We start from the raw sequence: 22,287 nt of genomic DNA, 5'->3' as shown, positions 1-22,287 counted from the left end.
CGCGTGTCTTGGGTGATCTGCTTCTTGTCCGGCACGGTGAGACCGAGTGGGCCCTGACGGGCCAGCACACCGGACTGACCGACCTCCCGCTGACCGAGAACGGCCGGGAGGAGGCGCGGCGGGTCGCACCGCTCGTCGGCAGTTACCACGTGGGCGCCGTCTTCGTGAGCCCGCTTCAGCGCGCGCGGGAGACCGCCGAACTGGCCGGCCTCTCCCGCGTCACCGTCGACCATGACCTGGTCGAATGGGACTACGGCGCCTACGAGGGCGTGACCACCCGGGAGATCCAGCGCACGCGTCCGGACTGGTTCCTCTTCGACGACGGGGTGCCGGAGGGGCCGCCGGAGCATCCCGGCGAGACCCCGGAGGAGGTGGGCGCGCGGGCGGACCGGATGCTGTCCAAGGTCGACGCCGCGCTCGCCAACAACGAGGGCAGTGTGGTGCTCGTGTCGCACGGCCACTTCCTGCGGGTCCTGACGGCGCGCCGCCTCGGCCTGCAGCCGTCCGGCGGCGCTCACTTCCTGCTGGCGACCGGCACGGTGAGCCGGCTGACCTTCGAGCACGGCCGACCGGTGATCTCGGGCTGGAACCTGCGGCCCTAGCGCTGTCTTCGCACTCCCGTTGTCAGACCCGTCGTGCACCATCGTCGGCAGGGAGTCCGCAGCCGACGGTTCTCCGGAGACGGGGGTGTGCCATGACCAGACCGCCGACCGCCGCGCAGCGGCGCGTCATCGAGGCGGCCGAGCCGGAGACGGGCCGGATCACCGGTACCGGGACCCAGCTCGCGCGGCTCGTCGCGCTGGGCCTGGCGTTCCGGCATCCCCGGCCGCCGCACGATCACTTCCTGACCCCAGCGGGCCACCGGATCCGCGAGGCCGCCGACGCCGTGTCACCGCCCGCACCGGAGCCGCCGGTGGAGCCCACCGCGCCGAGCGGGGTCTTCACGGCGCGGCTCGGCGGCGAGCCGGACGCCGTCGCCACGCCCGCGCGGGCGCGCGACGTGCGTACGGCCTGGCAGGGCCTGCTGGAGATACGCCGGATGACGCACCGGGACGGCGCGACCGACCGGCCGTGCGCATGGGAACGGGGCCGCCTCGCGCACTCCGCGGCGCTCGCCCTGGAGGCGGCGGGCTGCGTCCCGGCGACGGCGACGCAGCCCGGCTACCGGGTGACGGACACCCCGCAGCCGGAGGCCGTGGCCGTCCGGCATCCCGATCCCGCCGCCCTCACGGACTGCGCCGAGGCGCTCCGGCGGGCGGGCTGGCAGGTGAGCGAGCACGCGGAGACGCGTGGGGGCCGCTGGCTGCTTGCCTCGCCGAGACGGGCCTGAGAGCACGCCTCCCGCGCGGAATGCCGGGCCGCACCACCCTGTTGAACCCGTCGACCGGACCTGAGCAAGCGCTCAGGCCCGGCACGCCGGACAGGATCACCTGGATCATCGAGAGGAACATCGTGGCAGAGCCGTTCTCCGTTCGGATCGAGGTGCGCGGGTACGAGACCGACTCGCAGGGCCATCTCAATCAGGCCGTGTATCTGCAGTACGCGGAGCACGCCCGCTGGGCGCTGCTGCGGCACGGCGGCATCGAGCAGCGTGATCTGCTCACGCGAGGCGTGGGTCCCGTCGTCCTGGAGACGAACATCCGCTATCTGCGGGAGCTGCGCGCCGGGGACGCGGTGGACGTGGAGTGCGTCTTCGAGTGGGGCGAGGGCAAGACGTTCCGCGTGCTCCAGGCGATCAGGAAGACCGACGGCACCCTGTCGGCCGAGATCACCGGCGTGAGCGGCATGCTGGACCTGGACCGGCGCAAGCTGGTCGGGGACCCGCGGGAGGTCTTCAAGGAGCTGGCGCGGGACCCCGGCGCGTTTGGCCTGTAGCCACCCCGAGGCCGCCAACCGGCCCGGCCCAAAGCTGTCTTGACGGGTATACGTCACACCGAATCTCTGGTAGGAAACCTTCCTAACAGTCGACGGAACGACGAACTCCCCTCAGGAGGACCCGTGCCAACCCCCCACATACGCACCTCACGCCCCTCCCGTCGCACCCTTCTCACCCTGCTGGGCGCCACGGTCGTCGCGGCCCCGCTCCTGACGACCCAGCTCGCCGGCGCGGCCCCCGTCGCTGCCGCCGACGGGCTCGACGACCCGGCGAAGAAGGAGATCGCCATGAAGCTGGTGTCGAGCGCGGAGAACTCCTCGCTCGACTGGAAGGCCCAGTACAAGTACATCGAGGACATCGGCGACGGCCGTGGCTACACCGCCGGGATCATCGGCTTCTGCTCCGGCACCGGTGACATGCTCGACCTGGTCGAGCTGTACACGCAGCGCGAGCCCGGCAACGTACTCGCCGGGTATCTGCCCGCGCTGCGCGACGTGGACGGCAGCGACTCGCACGACGGGCTCGACCCGGACTTCCCCGACGCCTGGGAGCAGGCGGCCGGGGACTCCGCGTTCCAGCAGGCGCAGAACGACGAGCGCGACCGTGTGTACTTCGATCCGGCGGTCGCGCAGGGCAAGGCCGACGGGATCGGCACGCTCGGTCAGTTCGCGTACTACGACGCCATCGTGATGCACGGCGACGGCGGCGACCCGACGAGCTTCTCCAGTATCCGCAAGCGCGCCCTGGGCAACGCGAAGCCGCCCGCGCAGGGCGGTGACGAGGTCACCTGGCTGAACGCGTTCCTCGACGCGCGGGTGTGGGCGATGCAGCAGGAGGAGGCGCACAGCGACACCAGCCGTGTCGACACGGCGCAGCGCGTGTTCCTGAAGAACGGCAACCTCGACCTCGACACTCCGCTGGACTGGAAGGTGTACGGGGACAGCTTCCACATCGGCTGAGTTCACGGCCACGGCTCTCGTCGTGGCCGGTCGCGCAGTTCCCCGCGCCCCCGAAGCGAGCGAAGCTCGCTCTCAGGGGTGCGGGGAACTGCGTGAGAAGCCCCGACGGGGGTCAGTGAACGCCGGCCGCCCTCGCCTCCGAGCGCTGCTCCGCGATCGCGCCGCCCGATTCCATGGGTGCCGTGACGTCGTCCGCGTCGCGGTTGCGCCCCAGGTGGTTGAAGACCAGGTTCAGGAGCACGGCCGCGACACAGCCGGTCGAGATGCCCGAGTCCAGGATGATCTTCGCGCGCTCCGGGAAGGCGTGGTAGAAGTCCGGCGCCGCGATGGGGATCAGGCCCACGGCGAGCGAGACGGCGACGATGAGGACGTTGTTGTCCTTGTCCAGGCTCGCCTTGACCAGGGTCTGGATACCGCTGGCGGCGACCGAGCCGAAGAGGACGACGCCCGCGCCGCCGAGGACCGGGCGGGGCACGACCGCGATCAGGGAAGCGGCCATCGGGCACAGGCCCATCAGGACGAGGAAGCCGCCGCCGACCGCGACCACGAACCGGCTGCGGATCTTCGTCATCGCCACCAGGCCGATGTTCTGGGCGAAGGCGCTGCACATGAACCCGTTGAAGACGGGGCTGATCGCCGTGCCGAGGGTGTCGGCGCGCAGGCCGGCCGCGATCGTCTTCTCGTCGGCGGGACGGTCGACGATCTCGCCGAGGGCCAGCATGTCGGCCGTCGACTCCGTCATCGACACGATCATGACGACGATCATCGACACGATGGCCGCTCCGGCGAACTGCGGGGCGCCGAAGTGGAACGGGGTCGGGAAGCCGACGACGTCCGCGTCGCCGACCGGCGAGAAGTCCGTGACGCCGAACGGGATCGCGACGACCGTGCCGATCACCAGGCCGAGCAGGACCGCGATCTGCTTGACGAAGCCGGTGGTGAAGCGGCGCAGCAGCAGCACGATGACGAGCGTGATCCCGGCGAGGGCCAGGTTCTTCATGGAGCCGTAGTCGGACGCCTTCGCGTCGGGTCCCTGCGCCCAGCCGAAGGCGACCGGCATCAGCGAGATGCCGATGAGCGTGATGACCGTCCCCGTGACGACCGGCGGGAAGAAGCGGATCGCCTTGGAGAAGAAGGGCGCCGCGATGAAACCGAGGACGCCGGCGACGATCACCGCGCCGAAGATGATCGGCAGCGCGTCGTCCTTGTCCTTCGTCGAGTCGACGACGGCGAGCATCGGGGCGACGCCCGCGAACGTCACGCCGTTGACGAAGGGAAGGCGCGCGCCGATCTTCCAGATGCCGAGCGTCTGGAGGAAGGTCGCGAGACCCGCCGTGAAGAGGCAGGCGCCGGTCAGGAAGGTGAGTTCCTTCGCCGACAGGCCTATGTAGGCGCCGACGATGAGCGGGGGCGCGACCACGCCCGCGTACATGGCGGCCACGTGCTGCAGGCCGGTCGTCGCCATCTTCAGCGGGGGCAGGGTCTCGTCAACCGGATGTTTGGTATGTCCCGCCGTGCCCGGCTCGGGCTCCGCGGACTCGTCGGGAGTGGTGCCTTGCTTGGTGAACCTGGGCTTCGTCGCCACTGCGGCTCCTCCGGTTGTTTTCCAGTCCCGGCGGGCCGCCGGCACTTTTCGCTTCTGGGAGGTGGTGCAAGGTGGTGCTGGTGGAGCTCGTATGAAGTTGTCGTGCGCCCAGGCAGTGCTGACCGCCCCGGGGACGTGAAGCTTCGGGCCACGTTCCGGGGCGGCACCCGAGCTGCCCGCTCGGCAGCTCGGGTCCGGCCGGGGACCGTCCTCCCCGGCCGGAGTTCAGAGGTTGTCGAGCCGTCAGGCCTGCGCGGCGATCCGCGCCAGACGCTGCGCCTCGTCGCGCGTGGAGCGGGCGATGGCGTCCTCGTCGACGTGCAGGAGGCGGCTGTCCTCCACCACCGGCGCGCCGTTCACGAGGGAGAGGGTGACCGGGGCGGCCGCGCCGAAGACGAGCGCGATGACCGGGTCGAGGATGGAGGAGTGGGCGAGGGTGTCCATCTTCCAGAGCACCAGGTCGGCGAGCTTGCCGGCCTCCAGCGAGCCGATCTCCCCTGCCCTGCCGAGGACCTGGGCGCCGCCGTACGTGCCGAGGCGCAGCGCCTGCCGGGCGTTCAGGGCGGCCTCGCGGTGCGTGCCGAGGCGGTTGATCAGGAGCGCGTTGCGCAGCTCGGTGTGGAGTTCGCCGGACTCGTTGGAGGCGGTGCCGTCGACGCCGAGACCGACCGGAACACCGGCCGCGAGCATGTCGGGTACGCGGGCGATGCCCGCCGCGAGCCGGGCGTTCGAGGACGGGCAGTGCGCCACGCCTGTCTTCGTCCGGCCGAACGCGGCGATGTCGGAGTCGTTCATGTGGACGCTGTGCGCCATCCACACGTCCTCGCCGAGCCAGCCCGTCGACTCGAAGTAGTCGGTCGGGCCCATGCCGAACAGCTCGTGGCAGAACTTCTCCTCCTCGACCGTCTCGCTGCCGTGGGTGTGCAGCCGTACGCCGAGGCGACGCGCCAACTCAGCGCCCTGCTTGAGGAGTTCGGTGGACACGGAGAACGGCGAGCAGGGGGCGACGGCCACCTGCGTCATCGCGCCGAAGGAGGCGTCGTGGTGCTTGCGCACGGTCTCCTCGGTCGCGGCGAGGGCGCCTTCGAGGGTCTCGACGGCGAAGTCCGGCGGCAGGCCGCCGTCCTTCTCGCTGCGGTCCATGGAGCCGCGGGCCAGGGTGAAGCGCACGCCCATCTCGGAGGCGGCGCGGATGATCGACCCGGAGAGGTCGCCCGAGCCCTGCGGGAAGACGTAGTGGTGGTCCATCGCCGTGGTCACGCCACCGCGGGCCATCATCGCGAGGGAGCCCTGCGCGGCCGCGTACGTCATCTGCTCGTCGATGCGCGCCCACGTCGGGTAGAGCGTCTTCAGCCAGTTGAACAGGTTGTGGTCCGTGGCGAGGCCGCGGGTGATCCACTGGTAGAAGTGGTGGTGTGTGTTGACCAGGCCGGGCGTGGCGAGGTGGCCGGTGCCGTCGACGCGGCGCACGACGTTCTCCAGGCCCTCGGGAGCCTTGCCCGCCCCGATGGACTCGATGACGTTGCCGGCGACGACGATGTGGCCCGAGGCGTACTCGGTGTCCTGGGCGTCGACCGTCGCGATGGCGACGTTCTCGATGATGATGCGGTCTGCCGAAGAAGGTGCCATGGTGCTTCCTTCATTTCGTGAGTGGCGATTGGGCACGGCAGGACCCTAGGAGGATTTGAGTGCCGCAGCCGCGCTGGCGCTGCTACGGGTGCCGAGATGGTGGAAGAAGAGGTTCAGCGATACGGCGACGAGCGCGCCGGCGCTGATGCCGGAGCCGAGCACGGTCTGCGCCCAGGCGGGGAAGTCGGCGTAGAAGGTGGGCGCGGCGAGCGGGATGATGCCCGCGCCGAGCGAGACGGCCACCAGGATGATGTTGGAGCTGTCGTCGAGGCCCGCCTCGGAGAGCGTACGGATGCCGCTGACGGCGATGGAGCCGAAGAGGACGATGCCCGCGCCGCCGAGGACCGGCATGGGGACCATCGAGACGACCGCGCCGAGCACGGGGAAGGCGCCGAGGATCAGCAGGGCGCCGCCCGCGACGGCGACGACGTACCGGCTGCGCACTTTGGTGAGCGAGACGACGCCGACGTTCTGGGCGAAGGCGGAGGTGGGGAAGCCGCCGAAGATCGGGCCGATGAAGGTGGCGATGCCGTCGGTGCGCAGGCCGCGGGTGATGGTCCGCCCGTCGCAGTCGCGTTCGCAGATCTCGCCGATGGCGAGCATGCCGGCGCTCGACTCGGTCATCAGGACGAGCATCACGAGGCAGAGCGAGACGATCGCGGCGGGCTGGAACTCGGGGGCGCCGAAGGCGAACGGCGTGGGAAGCGCGGCGACCGGGGCGGACTTGATGGAGCTGAAGTCCGCCATGCCGAACGGGATCGCGGCGAGGGTGCCGATCAACAGGCCGAAGAGCAGGGCGACTTGTTTGACGAAGCCGCGTCCGAAGCGCTGGATGAGCAGGATGACGACGAGCGTGAAGGCGGCGAGGGCGAGGTAGCGCATGTCGCCGTAGTCGGCGGCGGTCTTGTCGCCGCCCTGGGCCCAGCCGACGGGCACGGGCATCAGGGTCACCCCGATGAGGGTGATGACGACGCCGGTGACGAGCGGCGGGAAGAAGCGCAGGAGCCGCCCGAAGAAGGGTCCGATGGCGAGGCAGAAGACGCCCGCGACCATGACCGCCCCGTAGATGGCGGGGAGTTGCTCGCCTCGCGCGTTGGTCTCGGCGATGGCCAGCATGGGGGCGATGCCCGCCGAAGACGCGGCGTTGACGAACGGCAGCCGGTTGCCGACGAAGCCCTTGACGCCGAGCGTCTGGAGCAGGGTGGCCACGCCCGCGATGAGCAGCGACGCGGCGATCAGCCGGGTCTGGCCCGCGGTGTCGAGGTGGACGGCCTGGCCGATGATGAGCGGAGGGGTGACGACGCCGGCGTACATGGCGGCGATGTGCTGGAGCGCGGCGGGGACGAGCCGCGAGACGTGGAGCTTCTCGTCCACCGGGTGCGCCGCGTCAGCGCTCTCCGGTGGGGTGGAACACGGGCCCTCAGCTGCTGCCGGCCCCTTTGCAGGCACTGCCATTGCTTATGTTCCCTCCGGTACGGCGCACCCCCGTCGCCTACGGGTGGACGGGGGTGCGCTAACCGAGTCAACTGCGCCCGGGGCGTCAGAGGTTGGTCATGTCCAGCGGTATGCGCTGGTCGGCGCCGTCGCGCAGGATGGTGGCCTCGATCAGGCCGTAGGGGCGGTCGGCGGCCCAGTACACGGCACCGTCCTTCGCCTCGTTGTCCAGGCCGAAGGGCGACAGGTCCTGGCGGAAGTGGTGCTTGTTCGGCGCGGAGAAGCGGATCTCGTCGATCTCGCTGCGGTTGTTGATGACGCGCGAACCCATCTGGAAGAGGGTCTGCTGCAGCGACAGCGAGTACGTCTCGACGAAGGCCTGGAGGATGTGCTTCCTGGCCTGGTCGTAGGACTTGTTCCAGTTGGGCGTGCGGTCGTCCTCGGCGCCCGTCCAGTTGTGCCGCCACCACGTGGACAGGGACGTGGCGAGGATGCGGTCGTAGTCCTCCTTGAGCGTCGTGTACTTGTCCTTGATGTAACCCCAGAACTCGGAGTTCGTCGTGTTCATCACGGTCAAGTCCTTGAGCCCGGAGAGGACTTCGAACTTCTCGCCGTCGTACGTGACCTGGACGAGGCGGGTCTCCTGGCCCTTGCGGACGAAGGAGTGCTTGACCTCGTCGGCACCGATGAAGTTGGAGCCCGCGTCGGAGCCGGCGATGCGCTCCCAGCTGTACTCCTCGATGCGGATGCGCGCCCGGTGGATGGACGGCTGGCTGTCGACGAAGTGCCGGGCGAGCGCGACGCCGTACTGCTCCGCCGACTCGATGCCTACTTCCTTGGCGAAGGCGAAGCAGGTGTTCTTGGTGGTGTCGGTCGGCAGGCAGTTGGCGTTCGACCCGGTGAGGTGGACGTCGTCGAGGTCACCGCTGAGGGCGACCGAGACGTTCAGGTCCTTGATGTGGTGGGTGTCGCCGTCCCGCGTGATCTTGACAACGCGGTTCTCCGCCTTGCCGTACTGGTTCGATCCCAGAATCGTGGGCATGTCTGCTAGCTCCCTCGGTAAACGGAGTAGCCGAACGGGTTGAGCAGCAGCGGCACGTGGTAATGCTCACCCGGCTTGACGGCGAACGTGATCGCCACCTCCGGGAAAAACGTGCCGCTGTCCCGATTCGCGGGGGCGTCCTGCTGCGCATCGGCTTGCTTTTTGTCGAAGTACGCCTCGGTCTCGAAGTCGAGCCGTACGTGGGTGGTGCCCTCCGGCAGGGCCGGGAGGTCCTTGCAGCGCCCGTCCGCGTCGGTGGCGGAGCCGCCGAGTGCCGCCCAGGCGGCGCCCGAACCGGCGCGCGCCGCAAGGGAGATGGTGACGCCCTCGGCGGGGCGTCCGATGCTGGTGTCCAGGATGTGCGTGGACACCGACGCCGTGGTCTCGGTGCTCATCAGGCGTTGTCCCCTTCTGCGAGGCGGGTCAGGCGGATGCGGTTGATCTTGCCCAGTTCGGTGCGGACGGTCTCCCGCTCCTGGTCGGGCGTGTTCGCGATGCGTGCCTTGAGCGCCTGGAGCATCTGCTCGCCGGTGGCTCCGGTGGCGCAGATGAGGAAGACATGTCCGAACCGGTCCTGGTAGGCCAGGTTCAGTTCGAGCATCTCCGCCTTGAGTTCCTCGGAGGCCCCCGACATGCCGCGCTGTTCGCGCGAGGAGGTCGGGTCGCCGGGCTTCGGGCGGCCGATCGGCGGGTGCCCCGCCATCGCCTCGGCGAGATCGTCGTCGCTCAGCTCGGCCGTCGCGGCGTCACTGGCCTCGAAGAGGGCCTCCACGGTGGCGAAGGGGCGCTGGGCGAGCAGCTTGCTCCCCCATGCCGATGAAGCACACACCTCGTGGAGCTCGGCCTGGGCCGCGCTCTCGTCCGAGGTGTTGAACCGGGTCAGACCCGGCTTGATACCTGAAGTCACGGGGTGCCTCCGTGGCCTTGTGCTGGACGGGCTGCGGATAGCTAACGCCCTCGGAAACACCGCGTCAACACTTTGTTGAAAACTTGGAGTTACAAAAACCGCCGTCCGGTTAACGGACGGCGGTTCGGGGAGTGCGGCGTTCTCGCAGGTCAGGTGGCCTTATCGCGGTTGAGGTAGTTGTAGACAGTGAAGCGTGAGACGCCGAGGGCGCCGGCCACGGTCTCCACCCCGTGCCGCACGGAGAACGCGCCGCGCGCCTCCAGGGCGCGCACGACCTCCTGCTTCTCCTTGCGGTCGAGGGCGGCCAGCGGCTTGCCCTCCTTGCGCTCCATGGCGGCCAGGATGTGATCGAGGGAGTCGGCCAGCTGGGGCAGGCGGACCGCCAGCACGTCCACGCCCTCCCAGCTCAGCACGACGTCGTCCTTGCCTGCCTCCTGCGGCGGCATCATCTCGCCCCCCATGGCGTCGACGAGCGGCTTGACCGCCCTGACGAAGGGATCGGAGGCATCGCCGGCGGACCCGGTCACTTATCGCCCTCCCCGGACTCGTCGCCGATCACATTCACCTGGAGCGAGACCCGGGTCGCCCCGGCCGCGAGCGCCTTGCGCAGCAGCGCGTCGACGGCGGTCAGCACCCCGTCGGACTCCCCCTCGGCGGTGTTGCCGAACGGTCCGACGTCGACCGCGTCGAGGTCGGCCCCCTCCAGGACGTCGCGGGCGGCCACCGCGTGCGGCGGCGCCTCGTCGAGGTCGAAGGGCTCGGTCGTGAACTCCACTCTCAATCGCACGCGCTCAACCTAGCGCCGTCGGCGGTTTTTCCGGCAGCCCCTCTTGACAGCCACCACCCGCCGGAGGCAACCTTCCATCAAGCAGAAACGAACTTCCGCAATACGGAATCTCGATGGATTCAAACCAGAAGGGAGCGCCGACCCCGATGGGATTCGCAGACCAGCGCTTCAACGTCAACCTGTCGATCCTCTTCACGGAGCTCCCGCTCCTGGAGCGCCCCGCGGCCGCCGCCGCGGCGGGCTTCACCGCGGTCGAGCTGTGGTGGCCCTGGGTCGACGCCCCCACCCCCGCACAGTCCGAGCTCGACGCCCTGCGCACCGCGATCACGGACGCCGGCGTCCAGCTGACGGGCCTGAACTTCTACGCGGGACAGCTCCCCGGTCCCGACCGGGGCGCCCTGTCGATCCCCGGCGAGGAGAGCGAGAAGTTCCGCGCGAACATCGACGTCGCCGCGGACTTCGCCGCCTCCCTCGGCTGCAAGGCGCTCAACGCCCTCTACGGCAACCGGGTGGACGGCGTGGACGAGACGGTCCAGGACGCGCTCGCCCTGGAGAACCTGACACTGGCGGCCCGCGCGGCCGACCGGATCGGCGCCGTCCTGCTCATCGAGGCGCTCAACAAGCCCGAGTCGCCGAAGTGCCCGATCGTGAGCGCCCCCAAGGCGATCGAGATCGTGGACAAGGTGAACGCGGCGACGGGCCTCGGCAACGCCAAGTTCCTGATGGACCTCTACCACCTGTCGATGAACGGCGAGGACCTGTCACAGGTGATCAGCGCCTACACGGACAGGACCGCCCACGTGCAGATCGCCGACAACCCGGGCCGTGGCGCGCCGGGCACCGGCTCGCTGCCCCTGGAGGAGCTGCTCGACCAGCTGAAGAAGGCCGGTTACGAGGGCTATGTCGGCCTGGAGTACAAGCCGGGCGAGCGCCCGAGCGCCGAGGCCTTCGACTGGCTGCCGCGCGAGCACCGCGCCGCCTGAGCTTCGGCCGGCCCCGCCAACTCATCGACGTATCAAGCTTTTTTCAGCGTTTGGAGTCACCCTCATGAGCAACAATCTCCCCAAGGTCGCGTGGATCGGGCTCGGCATCATGGGTTCGCCCATGTCGGAGAACCTGATCAAGGCCGGTTACGACGTCACGGGCTTCACCCTGGAGCAGGACAAGCTGGACCGGCTGGCCGCGGCCGGCGGCACGGCCGTGAAGTCGATCGCCGAGGCCGTCAGGGACGCCGACGTCATCGTCACCATGGTTCCGGCCTCCCCGCAGGTCGAGGCGATCGCCTACGGCCCCGAGGGCATCCTGGAGAACGCGCGGTCGGGCGCGCTGATCGTCGACATGTCGTCGATCACCCCGCAGACCTCGGTCGACCTGGCGAAGAACGCCCAGGAGAAGGGGATCCGCGTCATCGACGCCCCCGTCTCCGGCGGCGAGGCCGGCGCCATCGAGGCCGTGCTCTCCATCATGGTCGGCGGTGCGCAGGCCGACTTCGACGAGGCCAAGCCGCTGCTCGACGCGCTCGGCAAGACCATCGTGCTGTGCGGTCCGCACGGCTCGGGCCAGACCGTGAAGGCCGCCAACCAGCTGATCGTCGCCGTGAACATCCAGGCGTGCGCCGAGGCCGTGGTCTTCCTGGAGAAGTCGGGCGTGGACCTGACGGCGGCCCTGGACGTCCTCAACGGCGGACTGGCCGGCTCCACCGTGCTGACCCGCAAGAAGGACAACTTCCTCAACCGGGACTTCAAGCCGGGCTTCCGCATCGACCTGCACCACAAGGACATGGGCATCGTCACCGACGCCGCCCGCAACGTCGGCGCGGCCCTGCCGGTCGGCGCCGTGGTCGCCCAGCTGGTCGCCTCGCTGCGCGCCCAGGGCGACGGCGGGCTCGACCACTCCGCGCTGCTGCGCGCCGTCGAGCGCCTCTCCGGCAACCAGGTCGCGTAACCCCCAAGACTTCCGGGCCGCGGCGGCGCTGACACCTGTCCTGTCGCGCCCAGGCGTCGCCGCGGTCCGGAACCACTCATGCCCAACGGTTCAACAAAATGTTGAACAAGCCCTGCCGATAACTTCAACAAACTGTTGACGTGGCAGTTCAGGGGTACTTACGCTCCCCCACATCGCAGCCATCGTCAGCAGCCATTGCACGGAAGGTCGCCTCGAACCCATGCCGAAAACGCCGAATCGTGTGCTCACGACCGAGTCCGGCGCGCCTGTCGCCGACAACCAGAACTCCGCCACCGCAGGCGTCGGCGGCCCGATCCTGCTCCAGGACCAGCACCTCCTGGAGAAGCTCGCCCGGTTCAACCGGGAGCGCATCCCGGAGCGCGTGGTGCACGCCCGCGGCTCCGGCGCCTACGGCCACTTCGAGGTGACCGACGACGTCACCGGCTTCACCCACGCCGACTTCCTCAACACGATCGGCAAGCGCACCGAGGTCTTCCTGCGCTTCTCGACCGTCGCCGACAACCTCGGCGGCGCGGACGCCGTCCGCGACCCGCGCGGCTTCGCGCTGAAGTTCTACACCGAAGAGGGCAACTACGACCTCGTCGGCAACAACACCCCGGTGTTCTTCATCAAGGACCCGCTGAAGTTCCCCGACTTCATCCACTCCCAGAAGCGCGACCCCTTCACGGGCAAGCAGGAGCCGGAGAACGTCTGGGACTTCTGGGCGCACGCCCCCGAGGCCACGCACCAGGTGACCTGGCTGATGGGCGACCGCGGCATCCCGGCCTCGTACCGGCACATGAACGGCTACGGCTCGCACACCTACCAGTGGACGAACGAGCAGGGCGAAGCCTTCTTCGTGAAGTACCACTTCAAGACCAACCAGGGCGTCCGCTCGCTCTCCGCCGAGCAGGCCCAGGAGATCGTCGGCAAGGACGCCAACTCGCACCAGACGGACCTGCTCCAGGCCATCGAGCGCGGAGTGCACCCGTCCTGGACGCTGCACGTGCAGATCATGCCTGCGGCCGAGGCGGCGGACTACCGCTTCAACCCCTTCGACCTCACCAAGGTGTGGCCGCACAAGGACTATCCGCTGCAGCGCGTGGGCCGCCTGGTCCTCGACCGCAACCCGGACAACGTCTTCGCCGAGGTCGAGCAGGCCGCGTTCTCCCCGAACAACTTCGTGCCCGGCATCGGTCCCTCGCCGGACAAGATGCTCCAGGGCCGGCTGTTCGCCTACGCGGACGCGCACCGCTACCGCCTGGGCGTCAACCACACCCAGCTGCCGGTCAACCAGCCGAAGGCGACCGAGGCGAACAACTACGGCCGGGACGGCGTCATGGCGACCAACGCCTACGGCCGCACCCGCAAGAACTACGAGCCGAACTCCTTCGACGGCCCCGCCGAGACCGGCCGCCCGCTGGCCGCGCCGCTGGCCGTCGCCGGCTACACGGGCACGCACGAGGCCCCGGCCCACACCAAGGACGACGACTTCTTCCAGGCGGGCGAGCTGTACCGCCTGATGTCGGAGGACGAGAAGGGGCGTCTGGTGGCGAACATCGCCGGCGGGCTCTCCCAGGTCTCGCACGACGACATCGTGGAGAAGAACCTCGCCCACTTCCACGCCGCCGACCAGGACTACGGCAAGCGCGTGGAGGAGGCGGTCCGCGCCCTGCGCGAGGACTGAGCCTCCGCCGCCTTTCGAGGCAACGCACAGACTGCGTACGGGACTGATGGGAGGTCAGCTCCGTACGCGCAGACCCGAACCGCTGCGGGACCCGGATGAGGGGTGGTCCCGGGGCGGTGCGGGCGGACGAGGACCGCGGCGGCCGTACGAGCCAGTGCGGTGGTGAAGGTTCCCGGCCCCCTGTCGACCTGAGGCAGGCGGCCCCCGGAACCGTCGTTCAGCCGCCGCGGTCCCAGCCACCGATCTCCGTCCGGTGGCGCGCATGCATGTCTCGCCAGTCGCGCGCCGTCGGACGGCCACCACTTCCCACACCGGAGCCCCCGGGTACGACGGTCCGTACCCGGGGGCTCTTCTCTGCGTGGCCGCGGGTGGCCTCCCCTCGCGTGGCCTCCCCTCGCATGGCCCTCCCCCGCGTGTCCTCACATGCTGACGCGGCAGTACAGCCGCTGTCCGGACGCCCGCGCCAGCCTCGCCAGCTCGGCGAACGACTCGACCAGCGCCGTCAGTTCGTCCTCGGCCTCGTCCCCGTCGAACCCCTCGGTGCGCCCCCAGGCCACCGCGGCCGAGCGCAGCTCCCACGGCTCCGCGCCGGCCAGCGCGTCCCGCACACCTTCCGTCAGCGTCGTCACGATCACCGCGCAGTCCCCCTCCTGCGCGACGAGGGCGCACTGGCGGGACTGGGCCCGCACCTCCTCGTAGCCCCGGCCGGTCAGCAGGGACTCCAGGTGGGCGATCATCACCGCCGGGTCGATCCCGTTGCCGCACACCGCGCCGGGCACCTCGCCGACGTCGAGCTGCTCCGCCGCCGTCTCGTCGTCGACTGCGCTGAAGTAGTCCATCCATGCACCCATGCGGCACTCCCCGCGGATCTTGGCCGATGTCATGAACGGTAGGGCACCGCGCCGACAACACAAACGGGCGGGCCACCGGTGTGCACCGGTGGCCCGCCTGGTTCCTCGTGGATGCCTCTTACGGCATCAGACCTTCAGCGGCCGGATCGCCGTGGGCGCGTGGCCCGGCTCCGTCGCGAGCTCCTCGAACTCCTTGACCGCGCTGATGTCGGCCGTGGGGCTCATCGCGATGTTCGTGATGCGCTCCAGGATCGCCTCGACGACGACCGGCACCCGGTGCTCCTGGGCGAGCTTCTTGGCCCGCTCCAGGGCCTCGCCCAGCTCGCTGGGGTCCGTCACCCGGATCGCCTTGCAGCCCAGTCCCTCGGCGACCTTGACGTGGTCGACGCCGTAGACGCCCAGCTCCGGGCTGTTCTGGTTCTCGAACTCCAGGTTGACCTGGAAGTTGATGTCGAGGCCGATCTGCGCCTGGCGGATCAGGCCCAGGTAGGCGTTGTTCACCAGGACGTGGACGTACGGGATCCGGTGCTGCGCGCCGACCGCCAGTTCCTCGATCATGAACTGGAAGTCGTAGTCCCCGGAGAGCGCGACGACCTGGGCGTCCGGGTCGGCCTTGGCGACGCCGAGCGCGGCCGGGATCGTCCAGCCCAGCGGGCCCGCCTGGCCGCAGTTGATCCAGTGGCGCGGCTTGTAGACGTGCAGCATCTGGGCGCCGGCGATCTGCGACAGGCCGATGGTCGTCACGTACCGGGCGTCCCTGCCGAACGCCTTGTTCATCTCCTCGTAGACGCGCTGCGGCTTCATGGGGATGTTGTCGAAGTGCGTACGCCGCTGGAGGGTCTCCTTGCGCTCCAGGTGGGAGGCGACCCAGGCGGAGCGGTCGGGGAGCCGGCCATCGGCCTTCAGTTCCTTCGCCACCTCGACGAAGAGTTCGAGGGCGGCCTTGGCGTCGGACGCGATGCCGTAGTCCGGCGCGAAGATCTTGCCGATCTGGGTCGGCTCGATGTCGACGTGCACGAACGTCCGCTCGCCGCGGTAGACGTCGAGCTTGTAGCCGGTGTGGCGGTTGGCCCAGCGGTTGCCGATGCCGAGGACGAAGTCCGACTCCAGGAACGTGGCGTTGCCGTAGCGGTGGCCGGTCTGCTGGCCGACCATGCCCGCGTTCAGGTCGTGGTCGTCGGGGATCGTGCCCCAGCCCATGAGGGTCGGCACGACGGGGGTGTTCGTGATCTCGGCGAACTCGACCAGCAGGTCGCTCGCGTCGGCGTTGATGATGCCGCCGCCCGCGACGATCAGCGGCCGCTCGGACTCCAGCAGGAGGCCGATCGCCTTCTCGATCTGCGCGCGGGTCGCGGCCGGCTTGTAGACCGGCAGCGGCTCGTACGTCTCCGGGTCGAACTCGATCTCGGTCTGCTGGACGTCGATCGGCAGGTCGATGAGGACCGGCCCGGGACGGCCCGAGCGCATCAGGTGGAACGCCTGCTGGAAGACGCCGGGGACCTGCGCGGCCTCCAGGACGGTGACGGCCATCTTCGCCACCGACTTGGCGATGGAGGCGATGTCGACGGCCTGGAAGTCCTCCTTGTGCAGCAGGTGGCTCGGCGCCTGACCCGTGATGCACAGGATCGGGATCGAGTCCCCGATCGCGGAGTACAGGCCGGTGATCATGTCGGTGCCGGCCGGGCCCGACGTGCCGATGCAGACACCGATGTTCCCCGGGTTCGCCCGGGTGTAGCCCTCGGCCATGTGCGAGGCGCCCTCGACGTGGCGGGCGAGCGTGTGGTCGATGCCACCGCTCTCCTTGAGCTCCTTGTAGAAGGGGTTGATGGCGGCACCGGGCACGCCGAACGCGCTGCTGACGCCTTCGCGCTTGAGGATCTCAACGGCCGCGCGGGCGGCGGTCATTCGAGCCATGAGTGCTCCCGACTCCTACGGTGACCGACGGTCACCCTCTCGTCTGTTTGTTCTTCGGATGTCGGATTCGCGCTCCCGTCGCGCCCCGCGGCGAGCTCTGAAGTCCGTACTGCATTTCCGTATAGTGGAAACTAGCTTCTGCTATATGGAAGCAATGTAGAGGGGCGCCAGGAACGCCGTCAAGGTGGATGATGAGACTCGGACGATCCGGAACCCTTCGGCCCACTAGGGGGTGTGATGGCCGAGCCCGTGCGCGTACGCTGCCCGGCCTGCCCGCGCGAGCACACGTACGTGCCCGCGGCACTGCCGTGCGCGTGCGGTGCGCCGGTGTCTCCCCCGCTGGTGCGCGGCGCCGCCGCCGAGGCGGTCAGCGACCACACGTGGGACGACGACTGGGTCACCCTGCGTTGCCCCGTGTGCGGCCGCCGCGACCGCTGGCCCCGGCCGGAACTGGGCTGTGACTGCGGCGCGTTGCTGCGCCTGCCGGTCCAGGACGACCAGGTGCCGCCGCCCCAGCACATACCGCTGCCGCGGACGGCGACACCGCCGCGGCCCGCGTTCCAGCCCGTCGCCATCCGCACCGCGCGCGACGCGGTGACCGCCGTCGCGCTGTATCTGCGCTGGCTGGGCTATCCGGACGTGCGCCGCGCCGACCAGCGCCCGCCGTCCGGCATCGGGCTCGCCGCGCGCGGTCTTGTGGCCCAGCTCGAACCCTCGGTGCGGCCCGCGACGGTGCGCGACGTGGAGTGCCTGTGGCTCCAGTCGATGACGGAGTCCGCGGCCTGTGTCTACTTCTCGCTCGCCGGATACGCGGACGCGGCCCGCACCCGGGCGGACGAGCTGCTGGTGCCCCTGTTCGTGCTCGACCTGACCGGGGAGCCGCAGCCGGTGAACAGCCCGGCGGACGAGATGATCGCGGGCGGCACCTAGGGCGTGTGCCGAACCTGAGGCCTGTGCCGAACCTGGGGCGTGTGCCGAAAGACCCGCCTGCGCATACTGACCCCATGATCATTCGTATCGCCGAGGCGTCCGAACTGCCCCGCCTGCGAGAACTGGAGACGGCCGCGGGCGAATTGTTCCGCCCGCTCGGCATGGACGCCGTCGCCGACGACGAGCCGCCCGCGCTCGCCGAACTGGAGCGCTACCGCGCGGCCGGACACGCCTGGGTGGCCGTCGACGAGAGCGGGAAGGTCCTCGCGTACCTGGTCGGCGAGACGGTGGACGGCTCCTTCCACATCGAGCAGGTCACCGTGCACCCGGACACCGCCCGGCGCGGGGTCGGCCGCGCCCTGATCGCGCACGCCGCCGACCACGCCCACCGCACGGGCCTGTCGGGTCTCACCCTGACCACCTTCACCGAGGTGCCGTGGAACGCCCCGTACTACGAGCGCCTCGGCTTCCACCGGCTCACCGGCGCCGCGCTCACCCCGGGCCTGCGCCGGATCCGCGCGGCGGAGGCGGAACTCGGCCTGGACCGGTGGCCCCGGGTGTGCATGCGGCGGGACGGCTGACCCGCTACGCCTCCTCGTGCCCCTCACGGAGTTCGATCTTGCGGACCTTGCCGCTGACGGTCATCGGGAACGCGTCGAGCAGCCGCAGCCGGCTCGGCACCTTGTAGTGCGCGAGCCGGTCGCGGCAGTATGCGCGCAGCTCGTCCAGGGTGAGGGGGTCCGCCGGGTCCCGCAGGATCACGCAGGCCAGGACCTCTTCCCCGTACTTCTCGTGCGGCACTCCGACCACCTGGACGTCGGCGATCTTCGGGTGCCCGTACAGGAACTCCTCGATCTCGCGCGGGTAGATGTTCTCGCCGCCGCGGATGATCATGTCCTTGATGCGGCCGACGATCTGCGCGTACCCGTCCTCGCGCAGCGCCGCGAGGTCGCCGGTGTGCATCCACCGTCCGGCGTCGACGACCTCGGCGGTCCGCTCCGGCTCGCCCCAGTAGCCGAGCATGACGCTGTAGCCGCGGGTGCACAGCTCGCCGGGTTCGCCGCGCGGCAGCGTCACACCGGTCACCGGATCGATGACCTTGACCTCGATGTGCGGCAGGACGCGGCCGACGGTGCCGGTGCGGCGCTCCAGGTCGTCGTCGCGGCGCGTCTGCAGCGAGACGGGTGAGGTCTCGGTCATGCCGTAGCAGATCGAGACCTCGGCCATGTGCATCTCGGCGACGACCCGCTTCATCACCTCCACCGGGCACGGCGAGCCCGCCATGATGCCGGTGCGCAGGCTGGAGAGGTCGTAGTCGGCGAAGTCCGGCAGGTTCAGCTCGGCGATGAACATGGTCGGCACCCCGTACAGCGAGGTGCACCGCTCCTGCTGCACGGCGCGCAGCGTGGCCGCCGGTTCGAAGGCCGGGGCGGGGATGACGATGCAGGCGCCGTGCGAGGTGATGCCCAGGTTGCCCATCACCATCCCGAAGCAGTGGTAGAAAGGGACGGGCAGGCACACCCGGTCCTGCTCGCTGTAGCCGACGGTCTCGCCCACCCAGAAGCCGTTGTTGAGGATGTTGTGGTGGGAGAGGGTGGCGCCCTTCGGGAAGCCGGTCGTGCCCGAGGTGTACTGGATGTTGACCGGGTCGTCGCAGGACAACTCGGCCTCGCGCAGTGCCAACTGATCGACCGTCACCGATCCGGCGGCCGCGACGAGCGCGTCCCAGCTCTCCTCGCCGATGAAGACGCGCTCGCGCAGTTCCGGGCATTCGGGCGCGACCAGGCGCACCAGCTCGCGGTAGTCGGTGCCCTTGTGCCCGGTCGACGCGATGAGCACGCTGACGCCCGACTGCCGCAGCACATAGCCCAGTTCGTGCGCCCGGTAGGCCGGGTTGATGTTCACCATGATCGCGCCGATGCGCGCGGTCGCGTACTGGACGAGCACCCACTCGGGGCAGTTGACCGCCCAGATGCCGACCCTGTCCCCCTTCCCGACGCCCCGCGCGAGCAGCCCGCGCGCCAACTCCTCGACGTCCGCGCCGAACTGTCCGTACGTCCAGCGGCGTCCGCTCGGCACATCGACGAGCGCCTCACGCTCGGGCCAGGCGTCGACGGCGCGCCGGAGATTGGCGCCGACGGTGTCACCGAGCAGGGGCGTCGCACTGGTGCCGTGCGTGTACGAGAGTGCGGTCGAAGGGGCGGTCACCGGCGGTCCTCCTTGAGTACTCGGCGGGCGGGCCCTTCGCGGGCGCGCCCGATGAGCAACTTAACCGCGCCCACCACGAGTTCGTACCCCCTTGCACAACGTGTCGAGGAGACCCGTCACGTCCCTGCAACGGCCGCCGACAGCAGGAAGGTTCACTCCGGACGGGTGCGACGGATGATCGTCTACGCTCACCGACATGACCACCGCTGCGGACACCTTCGCCGTCACCCACCTCATCACCCGGTACGCGGAGCTGATCGACACGGGGGACTTCGCCGGTGTCGGCGCGCTGCTGGCCGACGGCGCGTTCATCGGCAGCGGACCGCCTGTCGAGGGCGCCGAGGCCGTCGAGCGGATGCTCCGGAAGAGCGTGATCCTGTACGAGGACGGCACACCGCGCACCCACCACGCGACGACCAACATCGCCGTCGAGGTCGACGAAGAGACCGGCACCGCCTCGGCCCGCTCCTACGTCACGGTCTTCCAGGAGCTGCCCGGGCTTCCCCTCCAGCCGGTGGCCGCGGGCCGCTACCGCGACCGCTTCGCACGGCGCGACGGGCAGTGGCGGTTCGTCGAACGCCGGGTGCGCATCCATCTGGTGGGCGACGTGAGCCGCCACCTGCGCGGCTGACGCCCGCCGTACCGACGCGTCGCCTGCTAGGGTTTGTGTGATCTGTTGTATGTGAACAGTCCGTGAGCGAGGAGTGGCAGTCGTGGCGGGTGACGACGACATCTCCGGGTGAGACCCGGATCTGACAGGCCACCGGCAGTGCGCTGAAAGAGCGCAGCCGGAGTGGCCCGTTCGTCGTACCCCTTTTTCCCACGCCGCTCAGGGCAGAAGTCTGTCTCGTCTGTCTGCCCGCTTTTCCGCGAGGTCACTTTCATGTCCGACGCCTCCATCGTCTGCTCGAACCTCTCCTTCGCCTGGCCCGACGACACCCCCGTCTTCCAGGACCTCTCCTTCACCGTCGCCGCGGGCCGTACCGGTCTGGTGGCCCCCAACGGCTCCGGCAAGAGCACGCTGCTCAAGTTGATCGCGGGCGAGCTCAAGCCCACGGCCGGCTCCGTCTCGGTCGACGGCACGCTGGGCTATCTCCCCCAGAGTCTGCCGCTGACCAGCGGTCTCACGGTCTCGGAGGTGCTCGGGGTCGCCCCGGTCATCCGGGCCATCGACGCCGTCGAGTCCGGCGACGTGAGCGAGGAGCACTTCACCACCATCGGCGACGACTGGGACATCGAGGAGCGCACCCGCGCCCAGCTCGACCGGCTCGGTCTGGCCGGGCTCGCCCTGGACCGGAGCCTGAGCACGCTCAGCGGCGGCCAGGTCGTCTCGCTGGGCCTCGCCGCCCAGCTGCTGAAGCGGCCCGACGTGCTGCTGCTCGACGAGCCGACCAACAACCTCGACCTGGCGGCCCGGCACAAGCTCTACGACGTGCTGTCGGACTTCGGCGGCGCCCTGCTGCTGGTCAGCCACGACCGGGCGCTGCTCGACCGCATGGAACGCATCGCCGAGCTCGGCAGCGACGAACTGCGCCTCTACGGAGGCAACTTCACCGAGTACGAGGAGGCCGTCCGCGCCGAGCAGGAGGTCGCCGAGAAGAACGTGCGCAACGCCGCGCAGGAGCTCAAGCGCGAGAAGCGGGAGATGCAGCAGGCCCGCGAGCGCGCCGAGCGCCGGCAGAGCAATGCCGCCAAGAACCTCAAGAGCGCCGGACTGCCCAAGATCTTCGCCGGGAACATGAAGCGCGGCGCCCAGGAGTCCGCGGGCCGCTCCGGGCAGCTGCACGCCTCCCGGGTCAGCGACGCCAAGGCGCGGCTCGACGAGGCCGGGCGGGCCGTGCGCGAGGAAGCGCGCCTGACCCTGGAGCTGCCGGACACCCAGGTGCCCGCCGGGCGGAACGTCTTCATCGGCGAGGGGCTCCAGGCCCGGCACGCCGGCCGGCCGGTGTTCGCCGACGGCGGCGTCGACCTGACCGTGCGCGGCCCCGAGCGGATCGCGCTGACCGGGCCCAACGGCGCGGGCAAGACCACGCTGCTGCGGCTGATCACCGGAGACCTCGCGCCGGACAGCGGCGAGATCAAGCGGGGCGACGGCCGGATCGCGTATCTGTCGCAGCGGCTCGACCTGCTGGACCCCGAGCTGACGGTGGCGGAGAACTTCGCCGCGTTCGCACCCGAGCGGCCCGAGGCGGAGCGGATGAACCTGCTCGCCCGCTTCCTCTTCCGGGGCGCCCGCGCGCATCTGCCGGTCGGAGTGCTGTCCGGCGGCGAGCGGCTGCGCGCCACCCTGGCCTGCGTGCTGTGCGCGGAGCCCGCCCCGCACCTGCTGCTGCTCGACGAACCGACCAACAACCTCGACCTGGTCAGCGCGGGCCAGCTGGAGAGCGCGCTCAACTCGTACCAGGGCGCGTTCATGGTGGTCAGCCACGACGAGCGGTTCCTCACCGAGATCGGGGTGAACCGCTGGCTGCGCGTGGCCGACGGCACGCTCCAGGAGAGCGGCGGCCCCGAGGTGTGACCTTCCGGTGTGCTCG

General features: G+C 69.9%; 22 protein-coding genes. 11 read left to right on the top strand and 11 right to left on the bottom strand.

Annotated features, from left to right (window positions below; translation table 11 throughout):
- Window positions 1-8 precede the first annotated feature (8 nt).
- From ACFVDP_RS21445 to ACFVDP_RS21430, 4 genes are all read left to right on the top strand, one after another.
- Entirely contained in the window at window positions 9-602 is a 594-nt protein-coding gene (locus ACFVDP_RS21445; protein ID WP_383491725.1) for a histidine phosphatase family protein, read from the top strand.
- Window positions 603-694: 92 nt separating this feature from the next.
- Window positions 695-1,330 carry a hypothetical protein gene (locus ACFVDP_RS21440; protein WP_383491723.1) on the top strand — a complete coding sequence of 212 codons (636 nt, stop codon included), beginning with the start codon at window positions 695-697 and terminating at the stop codon, window positions 1,328-1,330.
- 122 nt (window positions 1,331-1,452) lie between these two features.
- Complete coding sequence (locus tag ACFVDP_RS21435) at window positions 1,453-1,875, top strand: acyl-CoA thioesterase (protein ID WP_383491721.1); 423 nt, start codon at window positions 1,453-1,455, stop codon at window positions 1,873-1,875.
- 123 nt (window positions 1,876-1,998) lie between these two features.
- Entirely contained in the window at window positions 1,999-2,835 is an 837-nt protein-coding gene (locus ACFVDP_RS21430; RefSeq protein ID WP_383491719.1) for a chitosanase, read from the top strand.
- A 112-nt stretch (window positions 2,836-2,947) separates the two neighbouring features.
- On the opposite strand, the gene ACFVDP_RS21425 is transcribed toward ACFVDP_RS21430, so the two are convergent.
- From ACFVDP_RS21425 to ACFVDP_RS21390, 8 genes are all read right to left on the bottom strand, one after another.
- Window positions 2,948-4,420, bottom strand: a complete 1,473-nt coding sequence (locus tag ACFVDP_RS21425; RefSeq protein WP_383491717.1) for a nucleobase:cation symporter-2 family protein — start codon at window positions 4,418-4,420, stop codon at window positions 2,948-2,950.
- Window positions 4,421-4,663: 243 nt separating this feature from the next.
- Entirely contained in the window at window positions 4,664-6,049 is a 1,386-nt protein-coding gene (locus tag ACFVDP_RS21420) for an 8-oxoguanine deaminase (protein WP_383491715.1), read from the bottom strand.
- 45 nt (window positions 6,050-6,094) lie between these two features.
- The gene (locus tag ACFVDP_RS21415) at window positions 6,095-7,504 is read right to left on the bottom strand and encodes a nucleobase:cation symporter-2 family protein (RefSeq protein WP_383491713.1); all 1,410 of its coding nucleotides are present in this window, start codon (window positions 7,502-7,504) and stop codon (window positions 6,095-6,097) included.
- Window positions 7,505-7,589: 85 nt separating this feature from the next.
- The gene (pucL, locus tag ACFVDP_RS21410) at window positions 7,590-8,525 is read right to left on the bottom strand and encodes a factor-independent urate hydroxylase (RefSeq protein WP_383491711.1); all 936 of its coding nucleotides are present in this window, start codon (window positions 8,523-8,525) and stop codon (window positions 7,590-7,592) included.
- A 5-nt stretch (window positions 8,526-8,530) separates the two neighbouring features.
- Window positions 8,531-8,920 (bottom strand): hydroxyisourate hydrolase, encoded by a 390-nt coding sequence (gene uraH / locus ACFVDP_RS21405; protein WP_383491709.1) that lies wholly within the window; start codon window positions 8,918-8,920, stop codon window positions 8,531-8,533.
- A complete protein-coding gene (gene uraD, locus ACFVDP_RS21400; RefSeq protein ID WP_383491708.1) occupies window positions 8,920-9,432 on the bottom strand; it encodes a 2-oxo-4-hydroxy-4-carboxy-5-ureidoimidazoline decarboxylase in 513 nt (170 codons plus the stop codon). The genes uraH and uraD overlap by 1 nt, the downstream gene beginning before the upstream one ends.
- A gap of 149 nt (window positions 9,433-9,581) precedes the next feature.
- Window positions 9,582-9,893, bottom strand: a complete 312-nt coding sequence (locus ACFVDP_RS21395; protein ID WP_383491972.1) for a helix-turn-helix domain-containing protein — start codon at window positions 9,891-9,893, stop codon at window positions 9,582-9,584.
- Window positions 9,894-9,955: 62 nt separating this feature from the next.
- On the bottom strand, window positions 9,956-10,219 hold the full coding sequence (locus tag ACFVDP_RS21390; protein ID WP_383491706.1) for a hypothetical protein: 264 nt from the start codon (window positions 10,217-10,219) through the stop codon (window positions 9,956-9,958).
- Window positions 10,220-10,365: 146 nt separating this feature from the next.
- Between ACFVDP_RS21390 and ACFVDP_RS21385 the strand changes: the two genes are divergently transcribed.
- The 3 genes from ACFVDP_RS21385 (at window position 10,366) to ACFVDP_RS21375 (ending at window position 13,850) form a co-directional block, all read left to right on the top strand.
- Entirely contained in the window at window positions 10,366-11,202 is an 837-nt protein-coding gene (locus ACFVDP_RS21385) for a TIM barrel protein (RefSeq protein ID WP_383491705.1), read from the top strand.
- Between the two features lie 64 nt (window positions 11,203-11,266).
- Window positions 11,267-12,163 carry a 2-hydroxy-3-oxopropionate reductase gene (locus tag ACFVDP_RS21380; protein WP_383491704.1) on the top strand — a complete coding sequence of 299 codons (897 nt, stop codon included), beginning with the start codon at window positions 11,267-11,269 and terminating at the stop codon, window positions 12,161-12,163.
- A gap of 220 nt (window positions 12,164-12,383) precedes the next feature.
- Window positions 12,384-13,850, top strand: a complete 1,467-nt coding sequence (locus ACFVDP_RS21375) for a catalase (RefSeq protein ID WP_383491702.1) — start codon at window positions 12,384-12,386, stop codon at window positions 13,848-13,850.
- Between the two features lie 419 nt (window positions 13,851-14,269).
- On the opposite strand, the gene ACFVDP_RS21370 is transcribed toward ACFVDP_RS21375, so the two are convergent.
- A complete protein-coding gene (locus tag ACFVDP_RS21370; RefSeq protein ID WP_383491700.1) occupies window positions 14,270-14,701 on the bottom strand; it encodes a hypothetical protein in 432 nt (143 codons plus the stop codon).
- A 126-nt stretch (window positions 14,702-14,827) separates the two neighbouring features.
- Window positions 14,828-16,606, bottom strand: a complete 1,779-nt coding sequence (gene gcl, locus ACFVDP_RS21365) for a glyoxylate carboligase (RefSeq protein ID WP_383491970.1) — start codon at window positions 16,604-16,606, stop codon at window positions 14,828-14,830.
- A 246-nt stretch (window positions 16,607-16,852) separates the two neighbouring features.
- Between gcl and ACFVDP_RS21360 the strand changes: the two genes are divergently transcribed.
- Window positions 16,853-17,545 carry a hypothetical protein gene (locus ACFVDP_RS21360; RefSeq protein ID WP_383491698.1) on the top strand — a complete coding sequence of 231 codons (693 nt, stop codon included), beginning with the start codon at window positions 16,853-16,855 and terminating at the stop codon, window positions 17,543-17,545.
- A gap of 74 nt (window positions 17,546-17,619) precedes the next feature.
- Window positions 17,620-18,126 (top strand): GNAT family N-acetyltransferase, encoded by a 507-nt coding sequence (locus ACFVDP_RS21355; RefSeq protein ID WP_383491696.1) that lies wholly within the window; start codon window positions 17,620-17,622, stop codon window positions 18,124-18,126.
- 4 nt (window positions 18,127-18,130) lie between these two features.
- Here the strand turns inward: ACFVDP_RS21355 and ACFVDP_RS21350 are convergent, their stop codons facing one another.
- The gene (locus ACFVDP_RS21350) at window positions 18,131-19,753 is read right to left on the bottom strand and encodes an AMP-binding protein (RefSeq protein WP_383491694.1); all 1,623 of its coding nucleotides are present in this window, start codon (window positions 19,751-19,753) and stop codon (window positions 18,131-18,133) included.
- A gap of 196 nt (window positions 19,754-19,949) precedes the next feature.
- On the opposite strand from ACFVDP_RS21350, the gene ACFVDP_RS21345 reads away from it, so the two are divergent.
- Window positions 19,950-20,384, top strand: coding sequence for a nuclear transport factor 2 family protein (locus tag ACFVDP_RS21345; RefSeq protein ID WP_383491692.1), 435 nt, complete (start codon window positions 19,950-19,952; stop codon window positions 20,382-20,384).
- A 252-nt stretch (window positions 20,385-20,636) separates the two neighbouring features.
- Window positions 20,637-22,271 carry a ribosomal protection-like ABC-F family protein gene (gene abc-f, locus ACFVDP_RS21340; RefSeq protein ID WP_383491690.1) on the top strand — a complete coding sequence of 545 codons (1,635 nt, stop codon included), beginning with the start codon at window positions 20,637-20,639 and terminating at the stop codon, window positions 22,269-22,271.
- Window positions 22,272-22,287: the final 16 nt, after the last annotated feature.

Source organism: Streptomyces sp. NPDC057694 (assembly GCF_042799415.1).
Classification (GTDB): Bacteria; Actinomycetota; Actinomycetes; order Streptomycetales; family Streptomycetaceae; genus Streptomyces.
This window is presented reverse-complemented; position numbering and strand designations above follow the sequence as displayed.

Excerpts from the sequence above, each read along its gene's own strand:
- ACFVDP_RS21345 (WP_383491692.1), top strand. The coding sequence starts at position 19,950 with ATGACCACCGCTGCGGACACCTTCGCCGTCACCCACCTCATCACCCGG.
- ACFVDP_RS21380 (WP_383491704.1), top strand. The coding sequence starts at position 11,267 with ATGAGCAACAATCTCCCCAAGGTCGCGTGGATCGGGCTCGGCATCATG.
- ACFVDP_RS21360 (WP_383491698.1), top strand. The coding sequence starts at position 16,853 with ATGGCCGAGCCCGTGCGCGTACGCTGCCCGGCCTGCCCGCGCGAGCAC.
- ACFVDP_RS21355 (WP_383491696.1), top strand. The coding sequence starts at position 17,620 with ATGATCATTCGTATCGCCGAGGCGTCCGAACTGCCCCGCCTGCGAGAA.
- ACFVDP_RS21420 (WP_383491715.1), bottom strand. The coding sequence starts at position 6,049 with ATGGCACCTTCTTCGGCAGACCGCATCATCATCGAGAACGTCGCCATC.
- uraH (WP_383491709.1), bottom strand. The coding sequence starts at position 8,920 with ATGAGCACCGAGACCACGGCGTCGGTGTCCACGCACATCCTGGACACC.
- gcl (WP_383491970.1), bottom strand. The coding sequence starts at position 16,606 with ATGACCGCCGCCCGCGCGGCCGTTGAGATCCTCAAGCGCGAAGGCGTC.
- pucL (WP_383491711.1), bottom strand. The coding sequence starts at position 8,525 with ATGCCCACGATTCTGGGATCGAACCAGTACGGCAAGGCGGAGAACCGC.
- ACFVDP_RS21440 (WP_383491723.1), top strand. The coding sequence starts at position 695 with ATGACCAGACCGCCGACCGCCGCGCAGCGGCGCGTCATCGAGGCGGCC.
- ACFVDP_RS21370 (WP_383491700.1), bottom strand. The coding sequence starts at position 14,701 with ATGGGTGCATGGATGGACTACTTCAGCGCAGTCGACGACGAGACGGCG.
- ACFVDP_RS21375 (WP_383491702.1), top strand. The coding sequence starts at position 12,384 with ATGCCGAAAACGCCGAATCGTGTGCTCACGACCGAGTCCGGCGCGCCT.
- ACFVDP_RS21395 (WP_383491972.1), bottom strand. The coding sequence starts at position 9,893 with ATGGGGGGCGAGATGATGCCGCCGCAGGAGGCAGGCAAGGACGACGTC.
- ACFVDP_RS21415 (WP_383491713.1), bottom strand. The coding sequence starts at position 7,504 with ATGGCAGTGCCTGCAAAGGGGCCGGCAGCAGCTGAGGGCCCGTGTTCC.
- abc-f (WP_383491690.1), top strand. The coding sequence starts at position 20,637 with ATGTCCGACGCCTCCATCGTCTGCTCGAACCTCTCCTTCGCCTGGCCC.
- ACFVDP_RS21385 (WP_383491705.1), top strand. The coding sequence starts at position 10,366 with ATGGGATTCGCAGACCAGCGCTTCAACGTCAACCTGTCGATCCTCTTC.